This is a genomic window from Campylobacter sp. CCS1377, from assembly GCF_040008265.1.
Lineage (GTDB): Bacteria > Campylobacterota > Campylobacteria > Campylobacterales > Campylobacteraceae > Campylobacter_D.
The window spans coordinates 1,481,726-1,504,707 of sequence record NZ_CP155620.1 but is presented as its reverse complement, the minus strand read 5'-3'; the positions used below and the strand labels follow the sequence as shown (position 1 = coordinate 1,504,707).

The following is a 22,982-nucleotide window of genomic DNA, read 5'->3' as shown; positions in this document are numbered from 1 at the left end:
TTTAAGCCTTTTTATCAATGCCTATGTCAAGATCGTAATCTTTTAATTTTTGATTCTTAAATTCTGTGCGAATAATGTCTCCAACAAAAAAATGAGAACCAAGTAAACCTATTTTGCTGATACTTCGTTTAAGTTCATGAGCGTTTTGATAAATTATTTTTCTAAACTCTGTATTTTCTACCATAATATTAATATCGATATATTTGTCATTATTTAAAGCTACCAATACATCAAGTTCGCCAAGTTTTGCAAATTCGAGTTTAATTTGGGCAAAAAATTTATCTTTTTTACCTCGTTTAAAAATAATCTTAGAGTCGTTTAAATCCTCCCAAAAAAAGGGCAAGAAAGTATTGATAGAATTGTTGGCTAAAGATAATAATTGATTAATTTCAATTTGAGCTAATAAACGATTAGCTTGATTTAACACTGCATCATTCTCAAGATTTTTTGCTAAATTAGATACCTGAAATAAGGTTGATTTAATATCATTTTGAATTTCATCTGAAATTTCTGCATTATTTCTTATCGTGACTTTACTTAAATCTTTAATGGATAATTCAAGCTTATTATCAATATTTTTAATATCATTTAAATTTATTTTTGCATTTCTTGCATCATTATCTAAAATTTTTAAACCTTCATTGATTTTTCTACTTAAAGCAGACAAATCTTTGTTAAGCTTTTCAAGCTCTCCCATAGAATTTTTTTCATCATTGAAAATTAAATTTTTAATTGAAATTTTAGCATTTGTTGAATTTTGATTTTGAAAATTTGCATTTTCTTTTACAATACCATCTTTGTTTTTACTTTCAAAAAAAGTAGAGTTGCTTTGTGTTGCTTTTTCTGGATTTGGTGTGGATGGATTTTTAATTTCATTTTCTTTTTTTAGAAGTTCTTGTGAAATTTTTTCTGAATTTTCTTTCTTTGAATTTAAAGTTTGATTTTCTTTTTTTAAATCAAGCTTTGTTGCATCTTGTGTTTTTTCATTTATTTTTGTGTCAGAATTTTCTAAATCAAGTTGTTTTTCATCTTCTGGTATTTCATTTTTTTGAGAATTTTCATTATTTCTTTTCTCTTCTTTCAAAATTCCATTTTGTGTTTTATTGCTTTCATTTTCGAGTATTTTTGTGTCAGATGAATTCGAAAGGACTTTTGATTCTTCTTTTAGATTTTCTTGCTTGATGAAATTTGCATCTTGTAAAATTGTGTTTTTGTTGTGTGTATTTTGAATAGGATTTTTTGCATCACTTGGTTTTTCTTGATGAGGTGTAGAAGCATAAGAGTTTTGCGCGTTATCTTGTTTATGATTTAGGATATTTTTTAGTGTGTCTTTTAGGTGTTTGAAATTTTGACTGATTTCTTTAATGATTTTTGTATCACTTAAAATTAAATTTTGTGGTTTATTGAGTTCTTTGTATAAAGTATTTTCGTGTTTTTTTAATTCATTTAAAATTTTATTTCCTAGCAGGTGAATTTTTTTATTTGCCAAACTAGGATTTTTAGTTAGGTATTTTTTAAAATTTTCTATTTTTCCACTTAGGCTTAGTAGGGTTTGAAAGGAGCTATTTTTTAAAATATTAAGATTTTGTTCTTTATTGGTTTGAAGTATAGTTTTTAAATTTTTAAAAGAAGAAGTAAGATCTTGATTTTTACTTGCAAGTTCTGCGATCTGGGAAGCGATTTGATTACTACTTAGTGTTTTAATAGTGTTTAAAAGAGAATGAAAGCTTTTGGGAAAATTTTCTGTATTTAGGGCATTTTTAAGTTTTGCTTCAAAAAATACTCCTGAATTTTTAAACAACAGCTCTACATCGTTTTTTTGTATTTGATTGATAGGTTTTGAAATTTGATTAAGCTTTTCTAGTAAAGGTTTAAAATGTTCGTCTTTTGCAAGTTCTATACTTAAGGATTTAAGTTCTTTGCTAAAATTAGGTGCAAAGTTGAGATTTGGAGCTTGTTTTAAAATATTTGAATCAGGATTTTTATGTGCTTTTAATTGATCTAGAAGTTTATTGATGAGGTTTTGAAGTTTAAGTTGAGTATTATCAATGAGGTTTGGGTTTTGAATGTTGGGTTTGTCAATGAGGGTATTAAGCCCTAAATTTTTTTTGAGTTCATTTGATAAAAGATTATTGGAAGTTTGGGTTTTAGTTTTTTTAGCATCGTTTTTAATATCTTCTTTTTTGTTGTTAAGATTTTGATTTGGATTAAGTAAATTTGTATTAATCATTGTTTAAAATAGCCATACTTCCAGGCTCGCTTTTATAGCGTTTTTTGATAATATTTGGCTTATTGATTGTAAATAAAATTAAAAATCCTAAGCATACAAGATAAAACCAAATAAAACCATTAGAGCTAAAAAATTGCATTAAAGCACCAAGTATTAATGGAGCAAATAAAGAGCCAATGGAGTAACAAAACAAAACTCCTCTTCCAAGCTCAATTGTCTTGCTTTTGTCTTCTAGCATATCATTGGCTCTTGCTAAAGCTAGAGCGTAAAGGCAAAAAACTCCTATGCCTAAAAGGAAAGATAAAATACACTGAAAGATTAAATTTAAATTGAAAAGTAAAAAGACAAGCATGGTTAAAAAACCTATACTTGCACAAATCATAATGGCAAATTTGCGACCTAATTTATCAGAAATTGTGCCAATTAGAATTTGGGCAAAAAAACCGCCCAGCATTGCACAGAATATAAAATAAGCCACAGCTTGGGTATTTAGATTTTGCGAAAGTATGAAGAGCGAAGACATAGAAAAAAAGCCATTAATGCACATTCCCGCGATAAAGCTTGTTACGAGTGCTAGTGGAGCGATATTAAAAATTTTTGGGAAAGAAATTTTATTGGCTTTAGGTAAGGTAGGCTCTTTGATGCGAATAAGATTTAAAGGTATAGAGGAGAACATAATCAAAGCCGCACTTAGAATAAAAATCGTTGTTTTGTCAAGATCAAAAGCAATGAGTAAAATTCCTATGCCAAAAGAAAGATAAAAGACTATCTCATAAAATCCTAACACCCTTGAACGAATGGAATTTTTAGCTTTTTCATTGAGCCATGATTCTATAGTCATCAATAAAGCATAATAACAAGCCCCTAAGAAGAATCTTAGCAAGGCCCATAGGTAAAGATTGTTGCTAATGATATGTAAGATTATTGAAATGGAAAAAATCGCAGCAAATATTCCAAATGCCCTGATGTGACCTACTTTAGAAATGATTTTATGAGCACTCATGGTACTAAACATAGCACCAAGAAAAAAGCAAGAATTTATAAGACCTATAGCAAAATCGCTGATATTTAAATTTTTTAATATTACCCCAATTGAGCTTACAATAAGGGCATTTCCGGCAAATAAAAAAGACATTCCGGCAAAAAGTGCCGTCATTGATTTAATAGTTCTTTTTGGACTCATACTTTAAATAGATCATAAATATAAACACCGCTAAAGGCACTATGCAAATTCCTGCGATGAATTCAAAAATGGCTAGGTATTGATGGTTTTGCAAAATCAAAAATCCCAGCACCAAAAATCCGTATCCAAGTAATTTTAAGCCTGAAAAAAATATTAAAGAATTTTTCAATGCCAAAGTTAAACTAGGTTTAAAATCGTCATTAAACTCTTTAAATTTTACAAATTTAAAATCTTTTTGAATTTTTTTTATAAAAATGTTTAATGGTTTGGTTTTAAAATTATATTTTAACGATTTTTTTAAAATATTTTTTTTATAAGTCATAAAAGAAGTAAAAATAATTAATAATGTAGCAAAAAAGGAAAATTCGTAGCTCAAAAATCCATAAGGTGTTAATCCTCTAAAAATAAAAATGGTAAGTAAAATAAAAAAATTTAAAAGCAATGCGATAGAAAAAAAAACTTTCACACTAACACTCTTTTAATATACGGGCTTAACTTGGAAAGAATTTCATAATCTATAGTGTGAAAAAATTCTGCCCAAATTTTAGCATCTTCAAAAACACAAATTTCATCTCCACAATCCTTACAAGAAAAGCTATCCATCGACATTTTGCCTAAAATTTTTTCTTTATTAGCTAAAAATAAATCCCCTTTTCCATCATAGCGAAATAAGCCATCGGCGTAGCCTAAATCATAAGTGGCAATTTTTATATCCTTTGTTGCTATAAATGCACCTCCATATCCTACGCTTTGTCCAGTTTTTAAAATTCTTGAACTTAAACGATTGGCATATAAAGATAAAACTTTTTGTAAATTTTGACTGAATTCTCCATAGCCAAATTGCACCAAACCCACTCTACATAATTCATCATCGTCAAGTTTTTCGCAACGAAAAAGAGCTGAGGAGTTGTGAGAATGGAAAATGAGTTTTTTTGGGCTGATTTTGTATAATTTTTTCTTAGCACTTTGAAAATTCTGTTTTTGTATAAAATAATTAGCGTCAATTTCATCAGAAGCGTAAAAATGAGTAAAAGCTCCTTGGATGTCAAGATATTCATTGGCTTTTAAAAAAACTTGTTCTAGATCTTGTAAAGCTATGCCGTTTCGGTGCATATTTGTATCAATCACCAAATGAATCTTTGTCTTTTTTTTGAAATTTTGTATCAAAGAAGCATCGTTTAAGGCATAGATGAAATTTTCATTCTCTTTGCCATGCGGTAAATGGGATAAAATGAGAATATTGTCAAATAAATTCTTTAGTTCTAGAGCTTCTCTTTCGTTTTTGACTGCTACAAAATTTACTCCAAGCTGTTTGGCAATAGGAGCAAGCAAGCTAACTCCATGCCCATAAGCATTATTTTTTAAAACACAGATGATTTTTTCAAAGCCACCTGCTTTTTGAGCGATTTGTTTAAGATTGTGCTCATAAGCACTTTTTTTTAGTCTGATGAGAGACATTATTGTTCTGCAAGAATTTTCATTTGCCCTTTTTCATTTAATTTTACATAAAGCAATTTATCGCCTTTAAATTGATAATTTGTTGTGTAATAATCTTCATAAAAGGTTATTCTGAAAATTTTTTCATCTTTGATATTTGGATAAGGACTGATGCTAATATTTGAAAATTTAATGCTTTTTTCTTCTTTTCTTGAAAAAATTGTTGTTTTCATTTCAGCAAATTTTTCAAATTTCATTTTATCAAATCTTCTAAAATCTTTTTCATCGTAAAATTCAAGATAAGTTTTAATATCGCTTTGAGTCCAGCTTTTTTTCCAAGCAAATAAAGAGCTTAGCAAGCTCGCAATTTCATCAGCATTAGTTGTAACCTTATTTTTTTCTTCGGTAAGCGCAAATACCTTTTGATCTTGGATGATTTTAGAAAAGTCTTCCAAAAGATTATTATATAAAGCGATACAGCCTTCGGTTTTTAAATCATCCAACCTTGTTCCATCCAGTGGATAACCGTGTATCCATATCCCTCCGCCTGTTTTTCCTTGAAGTTTATCTAATAAATTTGGATAGGTTGTCGCAAATGCAAAAGGTCCATAATAAGGATCTCCGGGATAAAATTTCTTGCCAAGTTCATAAAATCCTATAGGAGTTTTTAAATCCCCTTCGATTTCTTTATCACCCATAAGTCCGGTTAAAACACCTTTTTGATCAAATTTTTGTGTGACTTTTCCATTATCATAAAAAAATACTTTAAAGGTTTTTTCGCTTTTATTAGTAACCACTATAGCAACATTTTGGTCATAATATCCCAAGCTTACATTTTTATCCCCAATTTCTTTAAGCCAAAAATCTTTTTGTGTAAGTTCTTTTTCTATGGTTTCTCCAACAGCTTCCAAGCCTTGATTAAGATAAATTTGGACCAAATCAGATGCCTTAAGAAAGCCCAATGAGATTAAAAAAATCACTAAAAATCTAAACAATTTTTATCCTTTTATTAGCTTTATTTATAAAAACGAAATTATAATATTTTTTTCTTAAAAATAGAGTATTAAAATTTATAATATTTCGTTATAATCGAAAAATTATGGTTAATACATTTTATATAAAGGAAAGATAATGTTAAAAAAATATTTATTTTTAGGTTTATTTGGTGTCAATTTTGTTTTTGGTGCTAATTATGAAGTGTCAAATGCTTTTGTAAGAGAGAATCTTCCCAATTCTACAACTACAGCTGCATTTTTTACCATTAAAAATAACACAAATGAAGATATTAAAATCGTAAAAGCTACAAGTAATTTAAGCGATGTTGCTGAACTTCATACGCATAAACACGAGCAAGGTAAAATGATGATGGTGCAAATTCCTGAGATCTTAGTAAAGGCAAATTCAAGCACTGAGCTTAAACCAGGGGGTTTACATATTATGATTTTAAATTTAAAAGAAAATGTTACTAAAGATAAAAAAGCTGAACTTGTTTTGTATTTTGATAATAATCAAAGTTTGAAAGTTGATGATATAGAAATTAAAAACATTAAAATGCAATGAAAAAAATATTTTTTTTGCTTCTATTTTTAATAGGGGCTATTTTTTTGGCTTATTATTTAAATTTAAATACAAATAATACCCAAAAAAGGGAATTAATCACTGATTTAACCCCTTTAACTTGTGATTTAAATCACCAAGATTGTCATTTTGCTTTTGGAGATAAAAAAGTTTTTGTAGCTTTAAATCCTAAACCTTTAGCTTCTTTGCAAGATTTAGAATTAAGGCTTGAAAATTTAGGCGATTATACCAATTTAAAAGCTGTTGTTTATGGGTTAAATATGTATATGGGAGATATAAATCCTGTTTTTGTGAAAACTTCGAGTGATTCTTATAAAGCAAAAGTAGTTTTAAGCTCTTGTGCAATTGATGTGATGCGTTACAGAGTTGAATTTTTTGATGGAAATCAAAAGCTTGATTTTTATTTTGATTTTGATGTGAGAAGATGATGAAAAATTTAAGATATATTTTTGTTTTTGGAATTATTATTTCGACTTTTGTAGCGAGTTATTTATATTTTAAAAACACTCGTTTTGATTTTGAATTACAAAGCGAAAAAGGTTTGGTTGGTTTGAAAGATTTTAGAGGGGAAAAATTAATTATATATTTTGGTTATACCTCTTGTCCTGATGTTTGTCCTAGCACTTTAGCCTTAATTTCAAAAGCCTTAGAGCAAATTCCAAATTCCAAAGTAATGGTGCTTTTTATTTCTTTAGATCCTTTGCGCGATAAGGATATCAAAAAAACAAATGAATGGTTAAGGTATTTTTATCCCAATGCTCATGCTTTAATTGCTAAAGATGAAGAAGAAATTGCAAAAATAGCAAAAAATTATGGTGTGGTGTATCAAAAAGTAGAATTAAAAGGTTCTTTCATGAAATACTCTATTGCACATAGTAGCGATTTATTCTTGTTTGATGAAAAGGGAGAAATTTTTAAGGTGTTAAAAGACTTAAGTTATGAAAATTTTTACAAAGAACTTAAGTCTTTTTTGACAAAAACTTAAAGAGCAAACAAATCAGTTGAAAGGTATCTTTCTGCTGTATCATTTAGCATTGTAACTATGGTTTTATCTGGGAATTTTTGCGCAATTAAAGAAGCGGCAAATACATTTGCTCCACTTGAAATTCCTACCATTAAACCATTGTTTTTAGCTAAATCTTTTGCTGTTTGAAGAGCGTCTTCATTGCTAACGCATATGATTTCATCTATAATTTCTTTATTTAAAATTGCCGGTATAAAATTAGCACCTATGCCTTGAATTTTATGAGGGGCAGCATTTCCTTGACTAAGAAGAGGGGAGGCTTGCGGCTCAACGGCAATGATCTTTGCATTGTTGTTTTTTTCCTTTAAAACTTCGCCCACGCCGCTAATAGTTCCGCCTGTACCAAAACCCGCGACAAAAATATCCACCTTGCCATCAAGTGCATCTAAAATTTCTAAAGCTGTCGTATTTTTATGGGCGTTTTTATTGGATAAATTCTCAAACTGCGATGGAACGAAAGAATTAGGCGTTTCTTTTGCAAGCTCTAAAGCTTTGTTATACGCGCCCTTCATTCCTTCGCTAGCAGGAGTTAAAACCAAATTCGCGCCAAAATACGCGATCATTTTGCGTCTTTCTAGGCTCATTGATTCTGGCATCACGATGCTGATTTTTAGTCCTAGACTCGCACAAATCATAGCTAAAGAAATTCCTGTGTTTCCACTTGTTGCTTCAATGATATGTGAATTTGAGCTAATTCTGCCGCTTTTTAAAGCATCATTAATCATCGCGAAAGCCGCACGATCTTTGATAGAGTGACTCGGATTTAAAAATTCACACTTTGCATAAATATTTGCTCCGTAATTTTTAAGAGCAACTATAGGAGTGTTGCCGATAAATTCGGTAATGTTTTCATAAGTTTTCACATTGAATCCTTTATGTTAAATTTGTGTGGATTTTGATTTTATAAGAAAAGGGTAAATTTGTACGAATGGTTTAAGTGAAGAATAGAAATAAAGGCTAGTTGGTAACACTAGCCTAAAAATTATTTTTTCTTTTTGCTTTTAGCAACAGCTTCTTTAAGATTTTTGCCTACTTTAAATTTAGCAACTTTAGTTGCTGGCACATTGATAGTTTTACCGTTGCTTGGAACTCTTGCAGTTCTTGCAGCTCTTTCAGCTGTAGTGAATGTGCCAAAACCAATAAAGCTAATGCTATCGCCTTTTGACAATAATTCAGTAATTGTAGAAATTACCGCATCTGTTGCTGCAGTAGCATCTTTTTTTGTTAGCCCAGCATTTTGAGCAACTTTTGAAATAAAATCTGCTTTAGTCATAAAAGCTCCTTTTTTAATATTAAAGTTCTTAATTTTAGCACATTTTATAATACTTGGCAAGCTTTTTTACATAAATTATTAAATTTTTATAAAATTTTATTCAAATCTTTATCTTATTTTCTATATTTTTTAATCTCATCACTATCATCAATAATATTTGCAAATTGTTCATATAGCTTATAATAATATAATACAAATTCTTTGCATATTGCATTTTTAGGCAAAAAAACTTCATTTTCTAAAATACAAAATTCATTTAAAAATTCCTTTGCATCAAGTTTTAAACTGTAGTGTTTTGCAAGTTTAAGATAAGTGTTTATTGCTTCTTCTTTGAAATTTTCATAAGCGATGGAATTAAAATTAATTTGTAATTTATTATTTTCAAAGCTAAGCACCTTGCTTTGAAATAAAATATGCAAATGGATTAAACCTTCGGTATAGTAAGGTTTTACTTCTTCTACTTTTTGCCAAGCAATCAAACCTATAGCTCTTTTAATGAGTTCATGGAAAACTGGCATTTTCAGTTCTTCTTTTTCGTGCAAGAAAAAATTCACAAGCCCACCCATAGTGGCTTTAAATTCTTCTATGTTTTTAAAATACCCACTTTCATTCATTATTTTTTCGGTATTTTCATCGATAAAAAACATATGTCCAAATTCGTGACCTATGGTTGAAATTTCATAAACTTTTTTCCATAAAGTTTCATTAAAAAATAAAATTTCTCTTCCATAGTCTAAAAATTCTTTTTCAAAAATCATGCTAGAAAGCTTCATGAAAGGTTTGGTTTTTGCATTTTCATATACGAAATTTAAAAATGCAAAGATTTTTTTGCCCGCTTTTTGACTGACAAATTCATCATTTGGAACTACTTGTGCAGAAAATAAGCCATTTAATTCAGCACCATAAAATATCATCGGCGAGCAAATATAAAGTTGTGTTTTGTTGAAGTTTTCGCAAACACTGTCGTATAATTTTTGATTTTTAATACCAAGTTTGTGATAAATTTGATCAAAACTTTCCTTGATTTCTTGATTAAAAACTGCTGCATTAAAATCAGAAGCATCTTCGACTCTAATGTCCCATTCCAAAGCCACTGCATGAGTGTAGCTATCTTCGTAATATTCTAAAGGATGACCAATTTGCAAAGGCGATTTTACTTGCATCCATGCAAGTTCTGCATTTTGCCAAGCTTGTATTACTTTATCGTTGTTTTCTTCGCAAAAAGCGAGTTTGAGCTTTTCAAGATAATCAATATAAGCTTTTTCTTCGGTATTAGAAGCTAGACTTTGAAGTTTATTTAAGGTGCGATCAAAAGCATTTCTTAGTTCTTTTGTGTGCTCTTTAAATGCAAGTGCGTAAGGTAAAAATTGCCATGTTTGATTGTTTTTAAAAATCACGCCATAACTTCGCTCACAAATATCATTGTTACGATCTTTTTGATAAAGCTTATTGTCTTTTAAGAATTTTAACGCTTCGTCTAAATTTTCAAAATGAGAACTTAAAAATTCATTGTTTTCTTCTATGATTTTTTGTTGCCATTCTTCTTGCATGGAATTTAGGACTTTTCCTATAGAGTGAATTCCTTCAATAAGGCAAACATAAAAAACATTTAAGATTTTTGCATCTTTGATTTCTTCGATTAATTTTTCGTGCTCATTTTCATAAAATTTTTTCACTTCATTATAAATTTGTGCTTTGATTTTGGAGATTTGATGTTTGTCAAAATGATTTTGTTCTAGTTCTTGGATCAAATTTTCCTCTTTAAGATCTACAAAACGACGTACCATAGCCAATATAGATGAATTTTTCACTTCAAGTTTTATGTTTTTTAGAAGTTTTTCAAAATATTCTTTCTGTTTTTGAAGTTCTTCGTTCAGTTTGTTTTTATCAAGAATATCATAGATTTTATTGATGTTGTTTTTTCTTCTTTGAGTGATTTGCATTAATTTTTTAAAATTATTCATACTTTTTTACTCCTTTATTGTTAAAAATTAATTATAATTCATTTTTTCAAATAAAGGAGTAATATCGATGAAAAATATGGGTGAACCAAAATTAAAAATTGTGGCTATGCCAAGTGATACAAATCCAGCGGGAAATATTTTTGGTGGATGGATTATGTCTCAAATTGACCTTGCTGGAGGCATTGCAGCAAGAGAATTATCTCCAGAGCGTGTTGTGACTATTTCTATGGATAGAGTAGTATTTAAAGAACCTGTTTTTGTAGGTGATATCATTTCTTGCTATGCCAAGATTGTAAAAGTAGGCACGACTTCAATAGCTGTTGATGTAGAAGTTGCTGTACAAAGAGTAGATGAAATGGGTTCAACGCTATGTTTGCATGTAACTTCTGCAAGTGTTACTTATGTGAGTGTTGATAGATGCGGTAAGAAAAAAGCAATTAGCGAAGAACTTAAAAAACTACATGGCTTTGCATGAGTGTGAGATAAAACCTTTATCCTTTAAGCCATTAACAGCATTTTTTGAAGCCACCGCTATTATATTTTTTTTCTAAATATTCTTTAAAAAATTCCCCGCGACTTTTTACAACTTCGTTGGGGTGATGTTTTTTCATATGTTCTAAATATTTATCGTAGCTTGCTAAACCTATTAAGGGATGAAAAAACCTTTCGGATTTTTCATACCATTGTTTTAATCTTTTAATCATGGCATTCTCGTTGATTGAATTTCTACATAAGGATTTTCACGCAAAGGAATGCGTATAATTTTAAAGCAAATTCCTATACAAGATAAAATTACAAGCAAGGTTGCAATCATAAAAAATACGCAAAGTATCGCATTGACTATATTAGAAATTTTAGCTTGTTTTGCAAGTGAAAGATCTTTTTGCAATTGTGAAATTTGTGTTTCATCTTTGGTATTGTTAATTTGTTCTGTAAGTTTTTGAATTTTTTGATCTTGAATATAAACACTTGCAACATGACTTACAGCATTGGCAATTTTATCCCCTTCTTTGTAAGGCATAATTTTGGCAATTCCACCATAAAGTGTTGCGATTAAAACAAAAATTGCTGGAACTAGCGTAACCCAAGTATATTTTGCTTTCCCCATTTTTACAAGTATAGTTGTTGCAAGTAAAAGTGCCATTCCTGCAAGCATTTGATTGCTCACTCCAAAAAGCGGCCAAAGTGAATAAATACCGCCTTTTTCATCAATAGCACCTTGATAAAGAAAATATCCCCATCCAGCTACACTCAAAGCTGTGGCAAAAATTCCGGCAAAATAATTATTAAGATTTCCCAAAGGTTTATATACATTGCCCAAAATATCTTGCGCCATAAAACGACAAGCCCTTGTTCCAGCATCCACGGCAGTTAAAATAAACAAAGCTTCAAATAATATAGCAAAATGATACCAAAAACCCATCATATTAATATCAAGGAATAACTCATGTAAAATCAAAGCAACGCCAATGGCAAAAGTTGGCGCACCACCCGTTCTTGAAAGTATGGTTTTTTCGCCTATATTTGTTGTTAAGTTTGTAATATCTTCAGGGCTAATGCTAAAACCCCAGCTTGAAATTGTCGTTGCTACGCCTACAACATCACTTCCTATAGTAGCTTCAGGAGAATTTATGGCAAAATAAAGTCCTGGTTCTAAAATACAAGCACAAATTAAAGCCATAATGGCAACCGCACTTTCCATAAGCATAGAGCCATATCCTATAGCCAGAGTGTGAGTTTCATTTTCTACCATTTTTGGAGTAGTTCCACTAGAAATTAAGGCATGAAAACCACTAATAGCACCGCAAGCAATGGTGATAAATAAGAAAGGAAAAATTGATCCTGCAAAAACAGGACCACTGCCATCCAAATATTGAGAGTTGATTTTTGGCATTTGTAAATCAGGAGCAACGATAATAATAGCTAAAGCCATAATTGCAATAACGCCGATTTTAAGAAAAGTAGATAAATAATCTCTTGGGGCAAGTAAAAACCAAACTGGTAAAATCGCAGCAATAAAGCCATAAGCTATCATAATAAGTGCTAAATTTGGAGCACTAAGCGTAAAAATTTGACTCCAGTAAGGATCTGCAGCAATTTGAGCTCCATAATGAATGGCTAAAATTAAAAGCACAAAGCCGATGATTGAAGCTTCTCCAACTTTTCCAGGTCTTAAATATCTCATATAAATTCCCATAAAAACAGCGATTGGTATAGTCATGCTGATAGTAAAAAGCCCCCAAGGTGAATGTGCTAATGCTTTTACAACCACCATTGCTAAAATTGCGATAATGATTAACATAATTCCAAAAATTGCTATCATAGCAACAGCGCCCGTAAAACTTCCCATTTCATCTTTAATCATTTCGCCTAAAGATTTTCCATTACGGCGCATAGAGATAAAAAGAACAACAAAATCATGCACAGCACCTGCTAAAACCCCGCCAATTAAAATCCAAAGCATGGAAGGCAAATATCCCATTTGTGCTGCCAAAATCGGACCTACTAAAGGACCAGCGCCCGCAATGGCAGCAAAATGATGGCCAAATAATACAATTTTATTCGTAGGAACAAAATCACAACCATCATCATTGATGATAGCAGGTGTGGCTCTTTTTTTATTTAATTCTAAAACCTTATAGGCTATGAAATGACCATAAAATCTATATCCTATCATATATATACATAAAGCTGCGATGATAAGGTAAATTGCAGATATGCTTTCTCCATTTTGTAAGGATAAGATACCAAAGCAACATGCACCTACAATGGCTACAAAAAACCATAATATTTTATTTGTAATACTCATTAGCAAACCTTTTACTCAAAATACAAAATGTATCAAAAGTGTAACATACTCTTTAATTTTAATGCTTAATCCTTGCACTTTTCGCAGAAAGAATGTGTCAAAAAAATTACAAAATGAAACATATTTGTATTGATTTTTATGTTATTAATATAACAAAAATTCACATTTTGTTTTTTGTGGAATTTATGCTTAATTTAATAAAGCATTTAAGTTTAACTAAGATAAAATTACCCTTTTGAAATTTTAAAATTTGGAAGTTTATATTATGGAATTTTGGGATTTATCTTATGCTTTAATTGGTATTGTTTCTGGAATCACTTCAGGGCTTTTTGGTATAGGTGGAGGCATGATTATCGTGCCTTTTATGTTAAGTCTTGGTATGAGCTCGCATCATGCAGTTGGGATATCGGTAATTCAGATGATTTTAGCTTCTGTTTTTGGTTCTTATATTAATTATAAAAAAAAGAATTTAAATTTAAAAGACGGCATTGTGATAGGACTTGGTGGGCTTTTGGGGGCTGGTTTTAGCGGTTTTGTCTTGAGTTATCTTTCTGATGTTGAATTAACTGCAATATTTTTATGTGTGAGTTTTGTATTTTTTCTTAAATATGCTTTTGGAGTTAAAAATATTACTCATCATACAAAAAGATCGGTTTTAGCGAAAAATGTGATTTTATTTATAGCAGGGGCTTTTACAGGTGTTTTTGCTATTTCTTTAGGTATTGGTGGCGGACTTTTAATTGCACCAATTTTAGCTTATTTTTTGGGTTATGATAGCAAAAAAGTTGTTCCTATTTCTTTATTTTTTGTGATTTTTGCTTCAATATCTGGAATGTTTTCTTTTGTAGGATCTGGTGTGATTGATGAGGAAGTAATTTATAAAGGAATTTTAGTGGGTTTTGCATCCATGGTGGGAGTTTTTATCGGTATAAAAATTATTGAAAATATGAAAATCACCTCTCATTATAAAATTTTACTTTGTGTGTATGCCTTATCTATTGTGGTGACTGCATTTTCTTTGCTAAGAAAATTAGAAATTGTATCTTTTTAGTTTGACTATGAAATTATGAAATAAGTTAAAAATAATCACTAAAGTATGGATTTATGTTAAAATTATAAATTTTAAATTTAAGTAGGAAAATTTTATGAATGATAGTATAAAAATCATCGGTGCAAGAGAAAATAATCTTAAAAATATTAATCTTGAAATTCCAAAAAACAAACTCATCGTTTTTACAGGGTTAAGTGGTAGTGGAAAATCAACCCTTGCTTTTGGCACACTTTATGCCGAAGGACAACGCCGTTATATAGAAAGCTTAAGTGCTTATGCAAGACAATTTTTAGACAAAGTAGGCAAACCTGATGTTGATAAAATCGAAGGCTTAACTCCTGCTATTGCTATTGATCAAAAAACCACTTCTAAAAACCCACGCTCAACCGTGGGAACGATCACTGAAATTTATGATTATTTAAGACTTTTATACGCTAGGATAGGCATCCAGCACTGCCACCAATGCGGACAAAAAATTTCATCTATGAGTGCGAGTGATATTGTAGGAGAAATTTTAAAATTCCCAAAAGGTGCTAAAATCATCATTTACGCTCCTTTGGTGCGTGAAAAAAAAGGAACTTACGCGGATTTGCTTGAAAATTTGCGAAACAAAGGCTATGTAAGAGCACAAATTGATGGAGTTTTGGTAAGACTTGATGAAGATATAGAACTGGCAAAAACCAAAAAACACACCATAAAATTAGTTATTGATCGCCTTGAAATTAGCGAAGATTTACTTTCGCGTCTTGCAAGTGATATAGAAAAAGGTTTAGAAGAAAGCTTTGGTGAGATCGAGATAGAAGTTTTAAATCCCGATGAAGTAGGGCTTAATAAGCATTATCATTTTAGTGAACACTGCGCTTGTTTTGATTGTAAAATTTCTTTTGTACCACTTGAGCCTTTGAGTTTTTCTTTTAATTCTCCAAAAGGAGCTTGTGAGGCTTGTGATGGACTTGGAATTCGCTACACACTGGATATGAAAAAAATCATCGATGAAAGCCTAAGTCTTGAAAATGGTGCGGTTAAAATAATGTATGGTTTTAACAAAAGCTATTATTATAAGTTTTTAATCGCCTTTTGTGAACAAAATGAAATTCCTATCAAGTTGCCATTTATGGAGCTTAGTGAAGAACAAAAACGCCTTGTATTATACGGAAATGCAAAAACTATTGACTTTTTTTGGAAAAGAAATCGCCTAAAACGCACTTTTGAAGGTGTGGTAAAAATGGCTTATGAAATGCTAAAAGATGAAAAAGATTTAGCAGAATATATGAGTGAAAAAATTTGCAAAGATTGTGGCGGTCATCGCTTAAGACCTGAAAGTTTGGCAGTAAAAGTAGCTTCAAAAGGGCTTGGTGAAATTTTAGATATGAGTATAGAAGATAGCACCGCTTTTTTTGCTAATGAAAAGAATTTTGCATATTTAGGTGAACAAGAAAAAATGATTTCAAAACCTATTTTAAAAGAGATTAATGAAAGACTTTTCTTTTTATATGATGTGGGGCTTGGATATTTATCTTTAGGGCGCGATGCAAGGACGATTAGTGGAGGCGAGGCACAAAGAATTCGTATTGCTTCGCAAATTGGCAGTGGTTTAAGTGGGGTTATGTATGTATTAGATGAGCCTAGCATTGGACTTCATGAAAGAGATACTGCAAAACTCATTAAAACTTTAAGAAATTTACAACAAAAGGGCAATACTTTAATCGTCGTAGAACACGATAAAATGACCATAGAAGAAGCTGATTTTATCGTAGATATTGGGCCAAAAGCAGGGAAATTTGGTGGCGAAGTGGTATTTGCTGGAACTTACAAAGAGCTCTTAAAAAGCAAAAGCGAAACCGCACTTTATATGAGCGGTAAAAAGCAAATTTCGCAACTTAAAAATAGAGAACAAAAGGAGTGGCTAGAGCTTAAAAATGTGAGTATTAACAATATCAAAGATTTAAGTGTTTCTTTTCCTTTACAAAATTTAGTTGCAATTACTGGGGTTTCAGGCTCTGGAAAAAGCTCTTTGATACTTCAAACCTTACTTCCTTTTGCACAAGAAGAATTAAACCGTGCTAAAAAAGTAAAAAAATTAGGTGGAGTAGAAATTCTTGGACTTGAAAAGCTTGATAAAGTAATTTATCTTGATCAAAGCCCAATCGGCAGAACGCCTAGATCAAATCCTGCTACTTATACGGGTGCTATGGATGAAATTCGTAATCTTTTTGCTGCTACAAAAGAAGCTAAAATGCGTGGCTATAAAGCCGGACGATTTTCTTTTAATGTAAAAGGGGGAAGATGTGAAAAATGTAGTGGCGATGGAGAGATTAAAATAGAAATGCATTTTCTGCCTGATGTAATGGTTGTTTGTGATACTTGTGGGGGCAAACGCTATAATGACGCGACTTTAGAGATAAAATATAAAGGAAAAAATATTAGCGAAATTTTAAATATGAGCGTTTTAGAAGCGAGTGAATTTTTTACTGCTGTGCCAAAAATCAAGCAAAAATTAGATACTTTGGTAAAAGTGGGACTTGATTATCTCACTTTAGGACAAAATGCAACGACTTTAAGCGGTGGCGAAGCACAAAGAATAAAACTTGCAAAAGAATTAAGTCGCAGCGATACAGGAAAAACGCTTTATATACTTGATGAGCCAACAACTGGGCTTCATTTTGAAGATGTAAATAAACTCATTTTGGTTTTACAACACTTAGTTGATCTTAAAAATTCCGTTTTTGTGATAGAGCATAATTTAGATGTGATTAAAAACGCAGACTTTATCATCGATATGGGGCCAGAAGGCGGGGTAAAAGGTGGCAAAATAATAAGCACAGGAAGCGTGGAAAAAGTAGCAAAAGAACATAAGAAAACGAAATCTTACACAGGATATTATTTGGATTTAGAGCTCAAAAAGAGTTAAAATGACACAGGCACAAAAAATAGCATTTTTTCAAGATTAAAAGATTAAGTGTTTATATATTTTTTTGTGCTTTATATAATTTTTATTACTTTTTTTTCTTATGAAGGGGTGACAAGTTCATATGAATCTGGGAACGAAATTCTTTATATTGGCGGTATATTTTTATGCTTTTTTTCTTGTATTTATATCATTCTTGCTTTTATTTTTATGGTGGCAAGAATTCATTTTTTATTTTCTTCTAATAAGATTTTAATTTATTTTTTACCCGTTATTATAAGCCTTGGCTCATCTTTTTTTATTTTGGAAAATGAAATTTTATTTTTAGGGCTTTTAGCTTTATTTTTCGTTTTTTATTTTTTATTTTCACTCACTTTTGCTTTGCTTTTTAAAGAAGTGAAAATGTCTTTTTTCTTTACATTTTTTTTGTGTGTTTTTGGCATTTTTATCTTTTATATTTTTTGATAAATTAAGTCTTTTATTCCTTTTTATCGCTTTGCATTTTTTGAGTTTTGCTTATGCTTTTGAAAGGTATAAAATTTTAAAAAAATTACAAAATCTTAATTTTAAATTATAATGTTTTTAAAATTTAAAGCACATTTTTTTGATTGATTTTTTAATGATATAATTTAAAATTTGTTATTTAAATATGTTTTATTTTTTAATAATTTTTGAAAGGGAAAAATGATTAAAAAATTACAAATACAAAGTATTAAATTTTTTAAAGAAATACTAGATTTTATTACTTTTAAACCTTTAAAACCCTTAAGTTGCTTAGAATTTTTGATTTTTTTAATTTTTACTTGTTTGTTGGCGATTATTTTTGTGATTTTTACACTTATAACTCCGGCATCTCTTTTTTTTGTTGCTATTTTATTTTTAGGACTTTTTGTCATAAGGCTTTGTATGCAAAGACTTTTAGATCTCGATTTGAAATTTATCAATCCTTGGGTGTTTGTAATTTTTATTTTTATAAGTATTTTGCTTTTAGGTTTTGTTGATCTTAATGCTGATTTTTTACAAAAATATCATTTGATTTTTATTTTTCTTAAAGGTTTGATTATCCTTTGTTTTATTTTATTTTGCTGTTTTGTTTATCTTTTTTTCGCTACGGATAAAAATTTTAATATCTTTAAAAGCCCTAAAGAAAAATATCCTTTTGCCTTTGCCTTTTTGTTTATAATGGGCACTTTGCTTATTGCTTTAAATTCATATGACTTGCAAAAAGATATTTCTTGGGGTTTAGAAGGCACTCTTAAAGCCTATCATTTTGAATTTTTCATAGGACTTGCAGCATTGGGTTTGGCTGGAATTTTAAGTAGTAATTTTTTGAGTAAATTTTTTAGCATGTTGGCTTTGATTGGAATTTTTATTTTGGCGCTAAGTTATTATGCGTTGTTTGGGGCTAATTTATATAATACGGATGAAATTAATTATGTTCTTATGCTTTTTATTTTTGCCTTTGTTTTTCGCGAGCAGGGTGTGTTTTCTGTATTGATTATTGCGTTGTGGCTTTTAAATTTTCAATTATTTATGAATTCTTTCATCTTTTTGCTCTTTTGTATGCTTTATCTTTCTAGTTTTGTAACTTTAGATAAAAAAACTTGGTATGTATCTGTATTTTGGGCTTTTGGTATAGGACTTTTGTCTGAAATGTTCTTAACGCATTTTCAAAATTTGGACTTTGTATATGCACATCATGAATTTAAATTATTTTGGCTTTTTTTCTTCTTAACTTTAATTTTAGCAACTTTAAATGCTTATTTTCTTCGTTTTCGAAGTCAACTTATGCTGGTATTAGCTTTGTTGTATGGAATTTTTTGTGTAGTGTTTTTTAAGATAGAAGCTTTAAGAATTATATTGGGTGAAATTTTTTTATATTTTTTTCCTTTAGCACAACCTCAAACTGTAACGATCTTTTTTGGTAAAGAAAATTTAATCCTTTTTGCTTTATTTTTTTCTTTAAATTACAGTAATGTTAAATTTAAAACCCTGCTTTGCGTATTGTTTTTTGCCTATATGTGTTTTTCGCAAATTTATCTTTTTGAAGGTGTGCAAAATACTGGCATATCTTTAGTTTGGATTATTTTTATATTTTTTACATTTTTGCTTTCGGTGTTATTACTTAAATTTAAACCTTTAATGGCTTTTATGATTATATTTTATGCCTTTTTGCAATTTTTTGATTATTTTGAATATAAAATAAGTCTAAGCATAACATTAATTTTGACTTTATTTGTGTTTATTGGAGGTCTAAAGAATTTAAAAAAAACTTATGATAAATATCATGTTTTCAAGGGTGCAAAATGTCAAATTTAAACTTTTATGAAATGCTTAAAATTCAAAGACAAAATGATTTTAAAAGTGCTAAAATAGCCGCTTGGGTAGTTTTTGCAAGTTTTTTATTTTGCGTTTGTTTTCAGTTTTTACCCATTATTCTTGATTTTGCCTATGATTTAAAATTGTTGAATTTTGATTCTATCACTAATATTTTAGCTATGGTTTTTAATGCAATTTTTTTAATTTCTTATTTGATTGTGATTTTAAAGCTTTATTTTGCAAGTGAAAGTAAAGTTTTTTTGATCAGTTTTTTTATAGCTGCATTTACTCAATTTATCGCTTTATTAAGCTTAATTTATCTTATTATTAGTCCTTATCCCGTTGATAAGATATTGCGTATTTCTTTATATGGCTTTTCCTTTTTATGTCTTGTGGTAGCCATTTTTTGCACTTTTATATTTTTTAAAATGCTAAAAACCTTATGTGAAAATAAGATTTATTTTACAGCGTGTTTTGTTTTTAAAAGTGTGATTTTGATAATTATTTATATATTTATGTTTGTTTTAATTTATAGTGAGCCTTCTTTTGCTTTAATCATTGCTGGATTTATGGTTTTTTTCTTTGCAGGTTTGTTATTTGCTATTTATTATGCACTATTTGCTTTCGCACTTAGTAAAAACAAAGATATCAAATTCGAACCAAATTTAAGGCTTTTATCCAATGAAAAAGAAAATATTTAATTTCGGTATTTTATTTGCTATTTTTCTAAGTTTAAGCCAAAGTGCCTTGGTTTATGTTTTTAATCATTATTTAATTATTGATTTTAGCGCTTATGAAATACCATCGCAAAGCCTAAATTTAACCAATCAAAATCTTTATCATTTAAAGCATAATTTGCGTCTTTTGCATTCTATTTTAGTTTTTTTGTTAGCTATTGCATTTTTATTCATACATTTATTTTTCTTTTATATTTTTAGAAAAGAAAAATTTATTTTTTATTCCTTTTTTTGTTTTATGCTTTTTATAATCAGTGTTATTGCTTGTTTGTATCTTAAATATATAGGGCAAGAGGAAAGTATTTTTTGGTATTGTATGGCATTTTTTAGTTTTATTATTTATTTGATTTATCTTTTATTTTTGGATAAATTTTTCAAAAGTCATCTTTTTAAAATCTTTTTTGTTTTTGTTTTTTTATGTGGAGTTTTAACAGAGCTTAAATTTATGCTTATGGATTTTATCATGCCTTTTGTTTTGCCTACTTATTTTTTAATTTTATTTATTTTAATGCGTAAAAAAGAGTTTTAATGTTTGATTTCTTATACAATGATATCAGTTATTTGGGGCTTTTTATAGTGTGTTTTCTTTCAAGTACGCTTTTACCCCTTGCAAGCGAAGCCTTTGTTGCGGGTTTTGTAAAGCTTGATTTTAATGTGAATTTGGTTTTATTTGTAGCGACTTTGGGCAATGCTTTAGGGAGTTTAAGCACTTATGCTTTGGCCTATTTGGGTAAAGAAAAAATTTTAGAAAAGTATTTTTCTAAGTCTTTAAAGAAGCTTGATAAATTCAATGCGAATTTCACTAAATTTGGAAGTATTTATGCTTTTTTAACCTTTTTACCTTTAATAGGCGATATTTTTGCCTTAGGGCTTGGCTTTGCCAAGTATCCTATTTTTAAGAGTGCTTTTTTTATATTTTTGGGAAAATTAAGTCGTTATATAGTGATTATTTTTTTGACTAATATATGAAGCTAACTTCATAGGCAGACTAGCCACGACTATAATCATAGAAGATGGTTTATACATGGGTTAAATTAAGAAAGGATAAAAATGAGTGAAACTTATAAAATTTATACACCCAATGGATTAACATTAGATGTGGAAAAAGATACCAATAAAATACTATTTAAAGAAAATATTAAACCCACAGGCGATTATACCCAAGAATATTCCAAAGCGGTTTTTAAATCTTATCATATTATGAAAAACTCCCCCTACAAAGACTATAAACCCAAGTATCTAGATCCTAACTTTTATACAGGAGAGAGATCCACTCTTTTAGAATTTAAAGATTGGCAAAGCATATATTTAAAAGATCCTATAAAAGGAGCTATAGCTCCTTGGACTAAAGCAGAAAAAGCTTATTATAAATCTTTAAAAACTAAAAGAGAAAGATATAAATATTTAATTATAAGAAGTGGACTTAGAAGTACTGTTATAGATATACCTTATGATGCATATTGTAATGTAGATGAAAAAGGAAAATTAATCAATGAAGAATATGCTTATATTTATGATGAAGTAAGGGCTCATCGTGGAACATTAAAATCTTATTCTTTTTTTAATGAATGGGAATTGTCTGCTTTACTTTTAGGAAATATAAAGCTAGTCCCACAGCTGCTGTAGGATTTAAAGCAAGACAACAACAAGCTTTATTTTTACAAGCTCAACTTGGAGATAAAAATGCTTTTAAAAGTTTAGGTTTGGCAGTATTGTGTTCTAATTCTTTTCTTACAGGGCAACATTGGAATAAGCTTAGAGCAAAAATGATTTACGATTTACACGATCATCATTATGAGAGTTTATTAGATGAATTTGGTATGCTACCTTTTATAGATGAGATTATGGGAGTAGATTGGGTGATTGATTTAAATAAATATGATTTTGCCTATGATGAAGAAGGCAGAATCATTTGGGCTTTATATAATGATATTGAAAAAGGTAAATTAAAAGATCCAAGAGATGTAGATTCTACTCCTGAAAGTAGAAATGAATTTGATGATGCTATGGATAGATACGAAAATGGAATGGTAACTAGATTTGATGTAGATACTCCAAATGAATGGAGTGAACAACAAGCTGCTTTGGATAGAGATACCCTAGTATTAAGTGCCAAACTCGCAGCCCTCACTCCTCCTCAAGGCTATCCCAATGCCCCTTATTATTTTACACCTGAAAGACTAGAATGGATTTATAAAAGAGGATATTTAGATAAACTCCTTGATCCAAGAATCCCTGCTATTTATAGATATAATTTCCCAAGGGAACTTAGAGCTAAAATTCTAAAATTTGGTGAAGATATGGGTATTAGAGATGAAATGTAGCAAATCATAGGGTGATTTGTTACAAATTCGCTTTTATTCCTTAGCAATCATTAAAACTTTGCTTGTATTTATGGATTGTAAAAGTTTATAGTCGTTATAATTTATTTTTAAAATTTTTCAAAATTAAAGGAGTTAAATGGAAGAT

Annotated in this window: 20 protein-coding genes and 2 pseudogenes; 12 read left to right on the top strand and 10 right to left on the bottom strand. The window is 29.6% G+C overall.

The annotated features are described in order from the left end of the window. Position 1: 1 nt before the first annotated feature. From AAH949_RS07515 to AAH949_RS07495, 5 genes are read right to left on the bottom strand one after another with little or no spacing between them, the layout of a single operon-like run. Positions 2–2,230, bottom strand: coding sequence for a flagellar hook-length control protein FliK (locus tag AAH949_RS07515; protein ID WP_348518386.1), 2,229 nt, complete (start codon positions 2,228–2,230; stop codon positions 2–4). Next, on the bottom strand, positions 2,223–3,413 hold the full coding sequence (locus AAH949_RS07510; protein WP_348518385.1) for an MFS transporter: 1,191 nt from the start codon (positions 3,411–3,413) through the stop codon (positions 2,223–2,225). The genes AAH949_RS07515 and AAH949_RS07510 overlap by 8 nt, the downstream gene beginning before the upstream one ends. Further along, complete coding sequence (locus AAH949_RS07505; RefSeq protein ID WP_134237943.1) at positions 3,391–3,879, bottom strand: hypothetical protein; 489 nt, start codon at positions 3,877–3,879, stop codon at positions 3,391–3,393. Before AAH949_RS07505 ends, AAH949_RS07510 begins: the two co-directional genes overlap by 23 nt. Next, entirely contained in the window at positions 3,876–4,871 is a 996-nt protein-coding gene (locus AAH949_RS07500) for an alanine racemase (protein WP_134237944.1), read from the bottom strand. The genes AAH949_RS07505 and AAH949_RS07500 overlap by 4 nt, the downstream gene beginning before the upstream one ends. Continuing rightward, a complete protein-coding gene (locus AAH949_RS07495) occupies positions 4,871–5,845 on the bottom strand; it encodes a murein L,D-transpeptidase family protein (protein ID WP_348518384.1) in 975 nt (324 codons plus the stop codon). Before AAH949_RS07495 ends, AAH949_RS07500 begins: the two co-directional genes overlap by 1 nt. Positions 5,846–5,981: 136 nt before the next feature. On the opposite strand from AAH949_RS07495, the gene AAH949_RS07490 reads away from it, so the two are divergent. The 3 genes from AAH949_RS07490 to AAH949_RS07480 are packed head-to-tail and all read left to right on the top strand — an operon-like array spanning position 5,982 to position 7,413. Next, the gene (locus AAH949_RS07490; RefSeq protein WP_134237946.1) at positions 5,982–6,410 is read left to right on the top strand and encodes a copper chaperone PCu(A)C; all 429 of its coding nucleotides are present in this window, start codon (positions 5,982–5,984) and stop codon (positions 6,408–6,410) included. A 44-nt stretch (positions 6,411–6,454) separates the two neighbouring features. Next, positions 6,455–6,856 (top strand): hypothetical protein, encoded by a 402-nt coding sequence (locus AAH949_RS07485; protein ID WP_348518383.1) that lies wholly within the window; start codon positions 6,455–6,457, stop codon positions 6,854–6,856. After that, entirely contained in the window at positions 6,853–7,413 is a 561-nt protein-coding gene (locus tag AAH949_RS07480; protein WP_348518382.1) for an SCO family protein, read from the top strand. The genes AAH949_RS07485 and AAH949_RS07480 overlap by 4 nt, the downstream gene beginning before the upstream one ends. Here AAH949_RS07480 and cysK read toward each other — a convergent pair. The 3 genes from cysK to ciaB form a co-directional block, all read right to left on the bottom strand. After that, positions 7,410–8,315 carry a cysteine synthase A gene (gene cysK / locus AAH949_RS07475; protein WP_134237949.1) on the bottom strand — a complete coding sequence of 302 codons (906 nt, stop codon included), beginning with the start codon at positions 8,313–8,315 and terminating at the stop codon, positions 7,410–7,412. The genes AAH949_RS07480 and cysK overlap by 4 nt on opposite strands. Before the next feature lie 119 nt (positions 8,316–8,434). Further along, a complete protein-coding gene (locus tag AAH949_RS07470; RefSeq protein WP_134237950.1) occupies positions 8,435–8,725 on the bottom strand; it encodes an HU family DNA-binding protein in 291 nt (96 codons plus the stop codon). 113 nt (positions 8,726–8,838) lie between these two features. After that, positions 8,839–10,689, bottom strand: a complete 1,851-nt coding sequence (gene ciaB / locus AAH949_RS07465) for an invasion protein CiaB (RefSeq protein WP_348518381.1) — start codon at positions 10,687–10,689, stop codon at positions 8,839–8,841. A 67-nt stretch (positions 10,690–10,756) separates the two neighbouring features. Between ciaB and AAH949_RS07460 the strand changes: the two genes are divergently transcribed. Next, positions 10,757–11,164 carry an acyl-CoA thioesterase gene (locus tag AAH949_RS07460; protein WP_134237952.1) on the top strand — a complete coding sequence of 136 codons (408 nt, stop codon included), beginning with the start codon at positions 10,757–10,759 and terminating at the stop codon, positions 11,162–11,164. 31 nt (positions 11,165–11,195) lie between these two features. Here the strand turns inward: AAH949_RS07460 and kcuS are convergent, their stop codons facing one another. Continuing rightward, the gene (gene kcuS / locus AAH949_RS07455; RefSeq protein WP_134237953.1) at positions 11,196–11,393 is read right to left on the bottom strand and encodes a KCU-star family selenoprotein; all 198 of its coding nucleotides are present in this window, start codon (positions 11,391–11,393) and stop codon (positions 11,196–11,198) included. Next, complete coding sequence (locus AAH949_RS07450) at positions 11,390–13,498, bottom strand: carbon starvation CstA family protein (RefSeq protein WP_348518380.1); 2,109 nt, start codon at positions 13,496–13,498, stop codon at positions 11,390–11,392. Before AAH949_RS07450 ends, kcuS begins: the two co-directional genes overlap by 4 nt. A gap of 265 nt (positions 13,499–13,763) precedes the next feature. Between AAH949_RS07450 and AAH949_RS07445 the strand changes: the two genes are divergently transcribed. The 8 genes and pseudogenes from AAH949_RS07445 to AAH949_RS07410 all read left to right on the top strand — a co-directional run bounded on the left by AAH949_RS07445 (position 13,764) and on the right by AAH949_RS07410 (position 22,837). Beyond that, a complete protein-coding gene (locus tag AAH949_RS07445) occupies positions 13,764–14,549 on the top strand; it encodes a sulfite exporter TauE/SafE family protein (RefSeq protein WP_348518379.1) in 786 nt (261 codons plus the stop codon). A 94-nt stretch (positions 14,550–14,643) separates the two neighbouring features. Further along, positions 14,644–17,460: an excinuclease ABC subunit UvrA gene (gene uvrA, locus AAH949_RS07440; protein WP_134237956.1), complete on the top strand. Its 2,817-nt coding sequence runs from the start codon at positions 14,644–14,646 to the stop codon at positions 17,458–17,460. A gap of 1 nt (position 17,461) precedes the next feature. Next, positions 17,462–18,034, top strand: a pseudogene (locus AAH949_RS07435) (hypothetical protein). Positions 18,035–18,141: 107 nt separating this feature from the next. Continuing rightward, the gene (locus AAH949_RS07430; RefSeq protein WP_348518378.1) at positions 18,142–19,776 is read left to right on the top strand and encodes a hypothetical protein; all 1,635 of its coding nucleotides are present in this window, start codon (positions 18,142–18,144) and stop codon (positions 19,774–19,776) included. Next, positions 19,764–20,477, top strand: a complete 714-nt coding sequence (locus AAH949_RS07425; protein ID WP_348518377.1) for a hypothetical protein — start codon at positions 19,764–19,766, stop codon at positions 20,475–20,477. Before AAH949_RS07430 ends, AAH949_RS07425 begins: the two co-directional genes overlap by 13 nt. Further along, positions 20,458–21,042 carry a hypothetical protein gene (locus AAH949_RS07420; protein ID WP_348518376.1) on the top strand — a complete coding sequence of 195 codons (585 nt, stop codon included), beginning with the start codon at positions 20,458–20,460 and terminating at the stop codon, positions 21,040–21,042. The genes AAH949_RS07425 and AAH949_RS07420 overlap by 20 nt, the downstream gene beginning before the upstream one ends. Next, on the top strand, positions 21,042–21,482 hold the full coding sequence (locus AAH949_RS07415) for a YqaA family protein (RefSeq protein ID WP_348518375.1): 441 nt from the start codon (positions 21,042–21,044) through the stop codon (positions 21,480–21,482). The genes AAH949_RS07420 and AAH949_RS07415 overlap by 1 nt, the downstream gene beginning before the upstream one ends. An 81-nt stretch (positions 21,483–21,563) precedes the next feature. Next, positions 21,564–22,837: pseudogene (locus AAH949_RS07410) on the top strand (hypothetical protein). The last annotated feature ends 145 nt before the right edge of the window (positions 22,838–22,982 follow it).

Bases quoted from the DNA above. Each gene is read 5' to 3' on its own strand.
- uvrA (WP_134237956.1), top strand. From the start codon at position 14,644: ATGAATGATAGTATAAAAATCATCGGTGCAAGAGAAAATAATCTTAAA.
- AAH949_RS07430 (WP_348518378.1), top strand. From the start codon at position 18,142: ATGATTAAAAAATTACAAATACAAAGTATTAAATTTTTTAAAGAAATA.
- AAH949_RS07450 (WP_348518380.1), bottom strand. From the start codon at position 13,498: ATGAGTATTACAAATAAAATATTATGGTTTTTTGTAGCCATTGTAGGT.
- AAH949_RS07415 (WP_348518375.1), top strand. From the start codon at position 21,042: ATGTTTGATTTCTTATACAATGATATCAGTTATTTGGGGCTTTTTATA.
- AAH949_RS07425 (WP_348518377.1), top strand. From the start codon at position 19,764: ATGTCAAATTTAAACTTTTATGAAATGCTTAAAATTCAAAGACAAAAT.
- AAH949_RS07445 (WP_348518379.1), top strand. From the start codon at position 13,764: ATGGAATTTTGGGATTTATCTTATGCTTTAATTGGTATTGTTTCTGGA.
- ciaB (WP_348518381.1), bottom strand. From the start codon at position 10,689: ATGAATAATTTTAAAAAATTAATGCAAATCACTCAAAGAAGAAAAAAC.
- AAH949_RS07460 (WP_134237952.1), top strand. From the start codon at position 10,757: ATGAAAAATATGGGTGAACCAAAATTAAAAATTGTGGCTATGCCAAGT.
- AAH949_RS07470 (WP_134237950.1), bottom strand. From the start codon at position 8,725: ATGACTAAAGCAGATTTTATTTCAAAAGTTGCTCAAAATGCTGGGCTA.
- AAH949_RS07515 (WP_348518386.1), bottom strand. From the start codon at position 2,230: ATGATTAATACAAATTTACTTAATCCAAATCAAAATCTTAACAACAAA.
- AAH949_RS07420 (WP_348518376.1), top strand. From the start codon at position 20,458: ATGAAAAAGAAAATATTTAATTTCGGTATTTTATTTGCTATTTTTCTA.
- AAH949_RS07480 (WP_348518382.1), top strand. From the start codon at position 6,853: ATGATGAAAAATTTAAGATATATTTTTGTTTTTGGAATTATTATTTCG.
- AAH949_RS07510 (WP_348518385.1), bottom strand. From the start codon at position 3,413: ATGAGTCCAAAAAGAACTATTAAATCAATGACGGCACTTTTTGCCGGA.
- kcuS (WP_134237953.1), bottom strand. From the start codon at position 11,393: ATGATTAAAAGATTAAAACAATGGTATGAAAAATCCGAAAGGTTTTTT.
- AAH949_RS07490 (WP_134237946.1), top strand. From the start codon at position 5,982: ATGTTAAAAAAATATTTATTTTTAGGTTTATTTGGTGTCAATTTTGTT.
- AAH949_RS07500 (WP_134237944.1), bottom strand. From the start codon at position 4,871: ATGTCTCTCATCAGACTAAAAAAAAGTGCTTATGAGCACAATCTTAAA.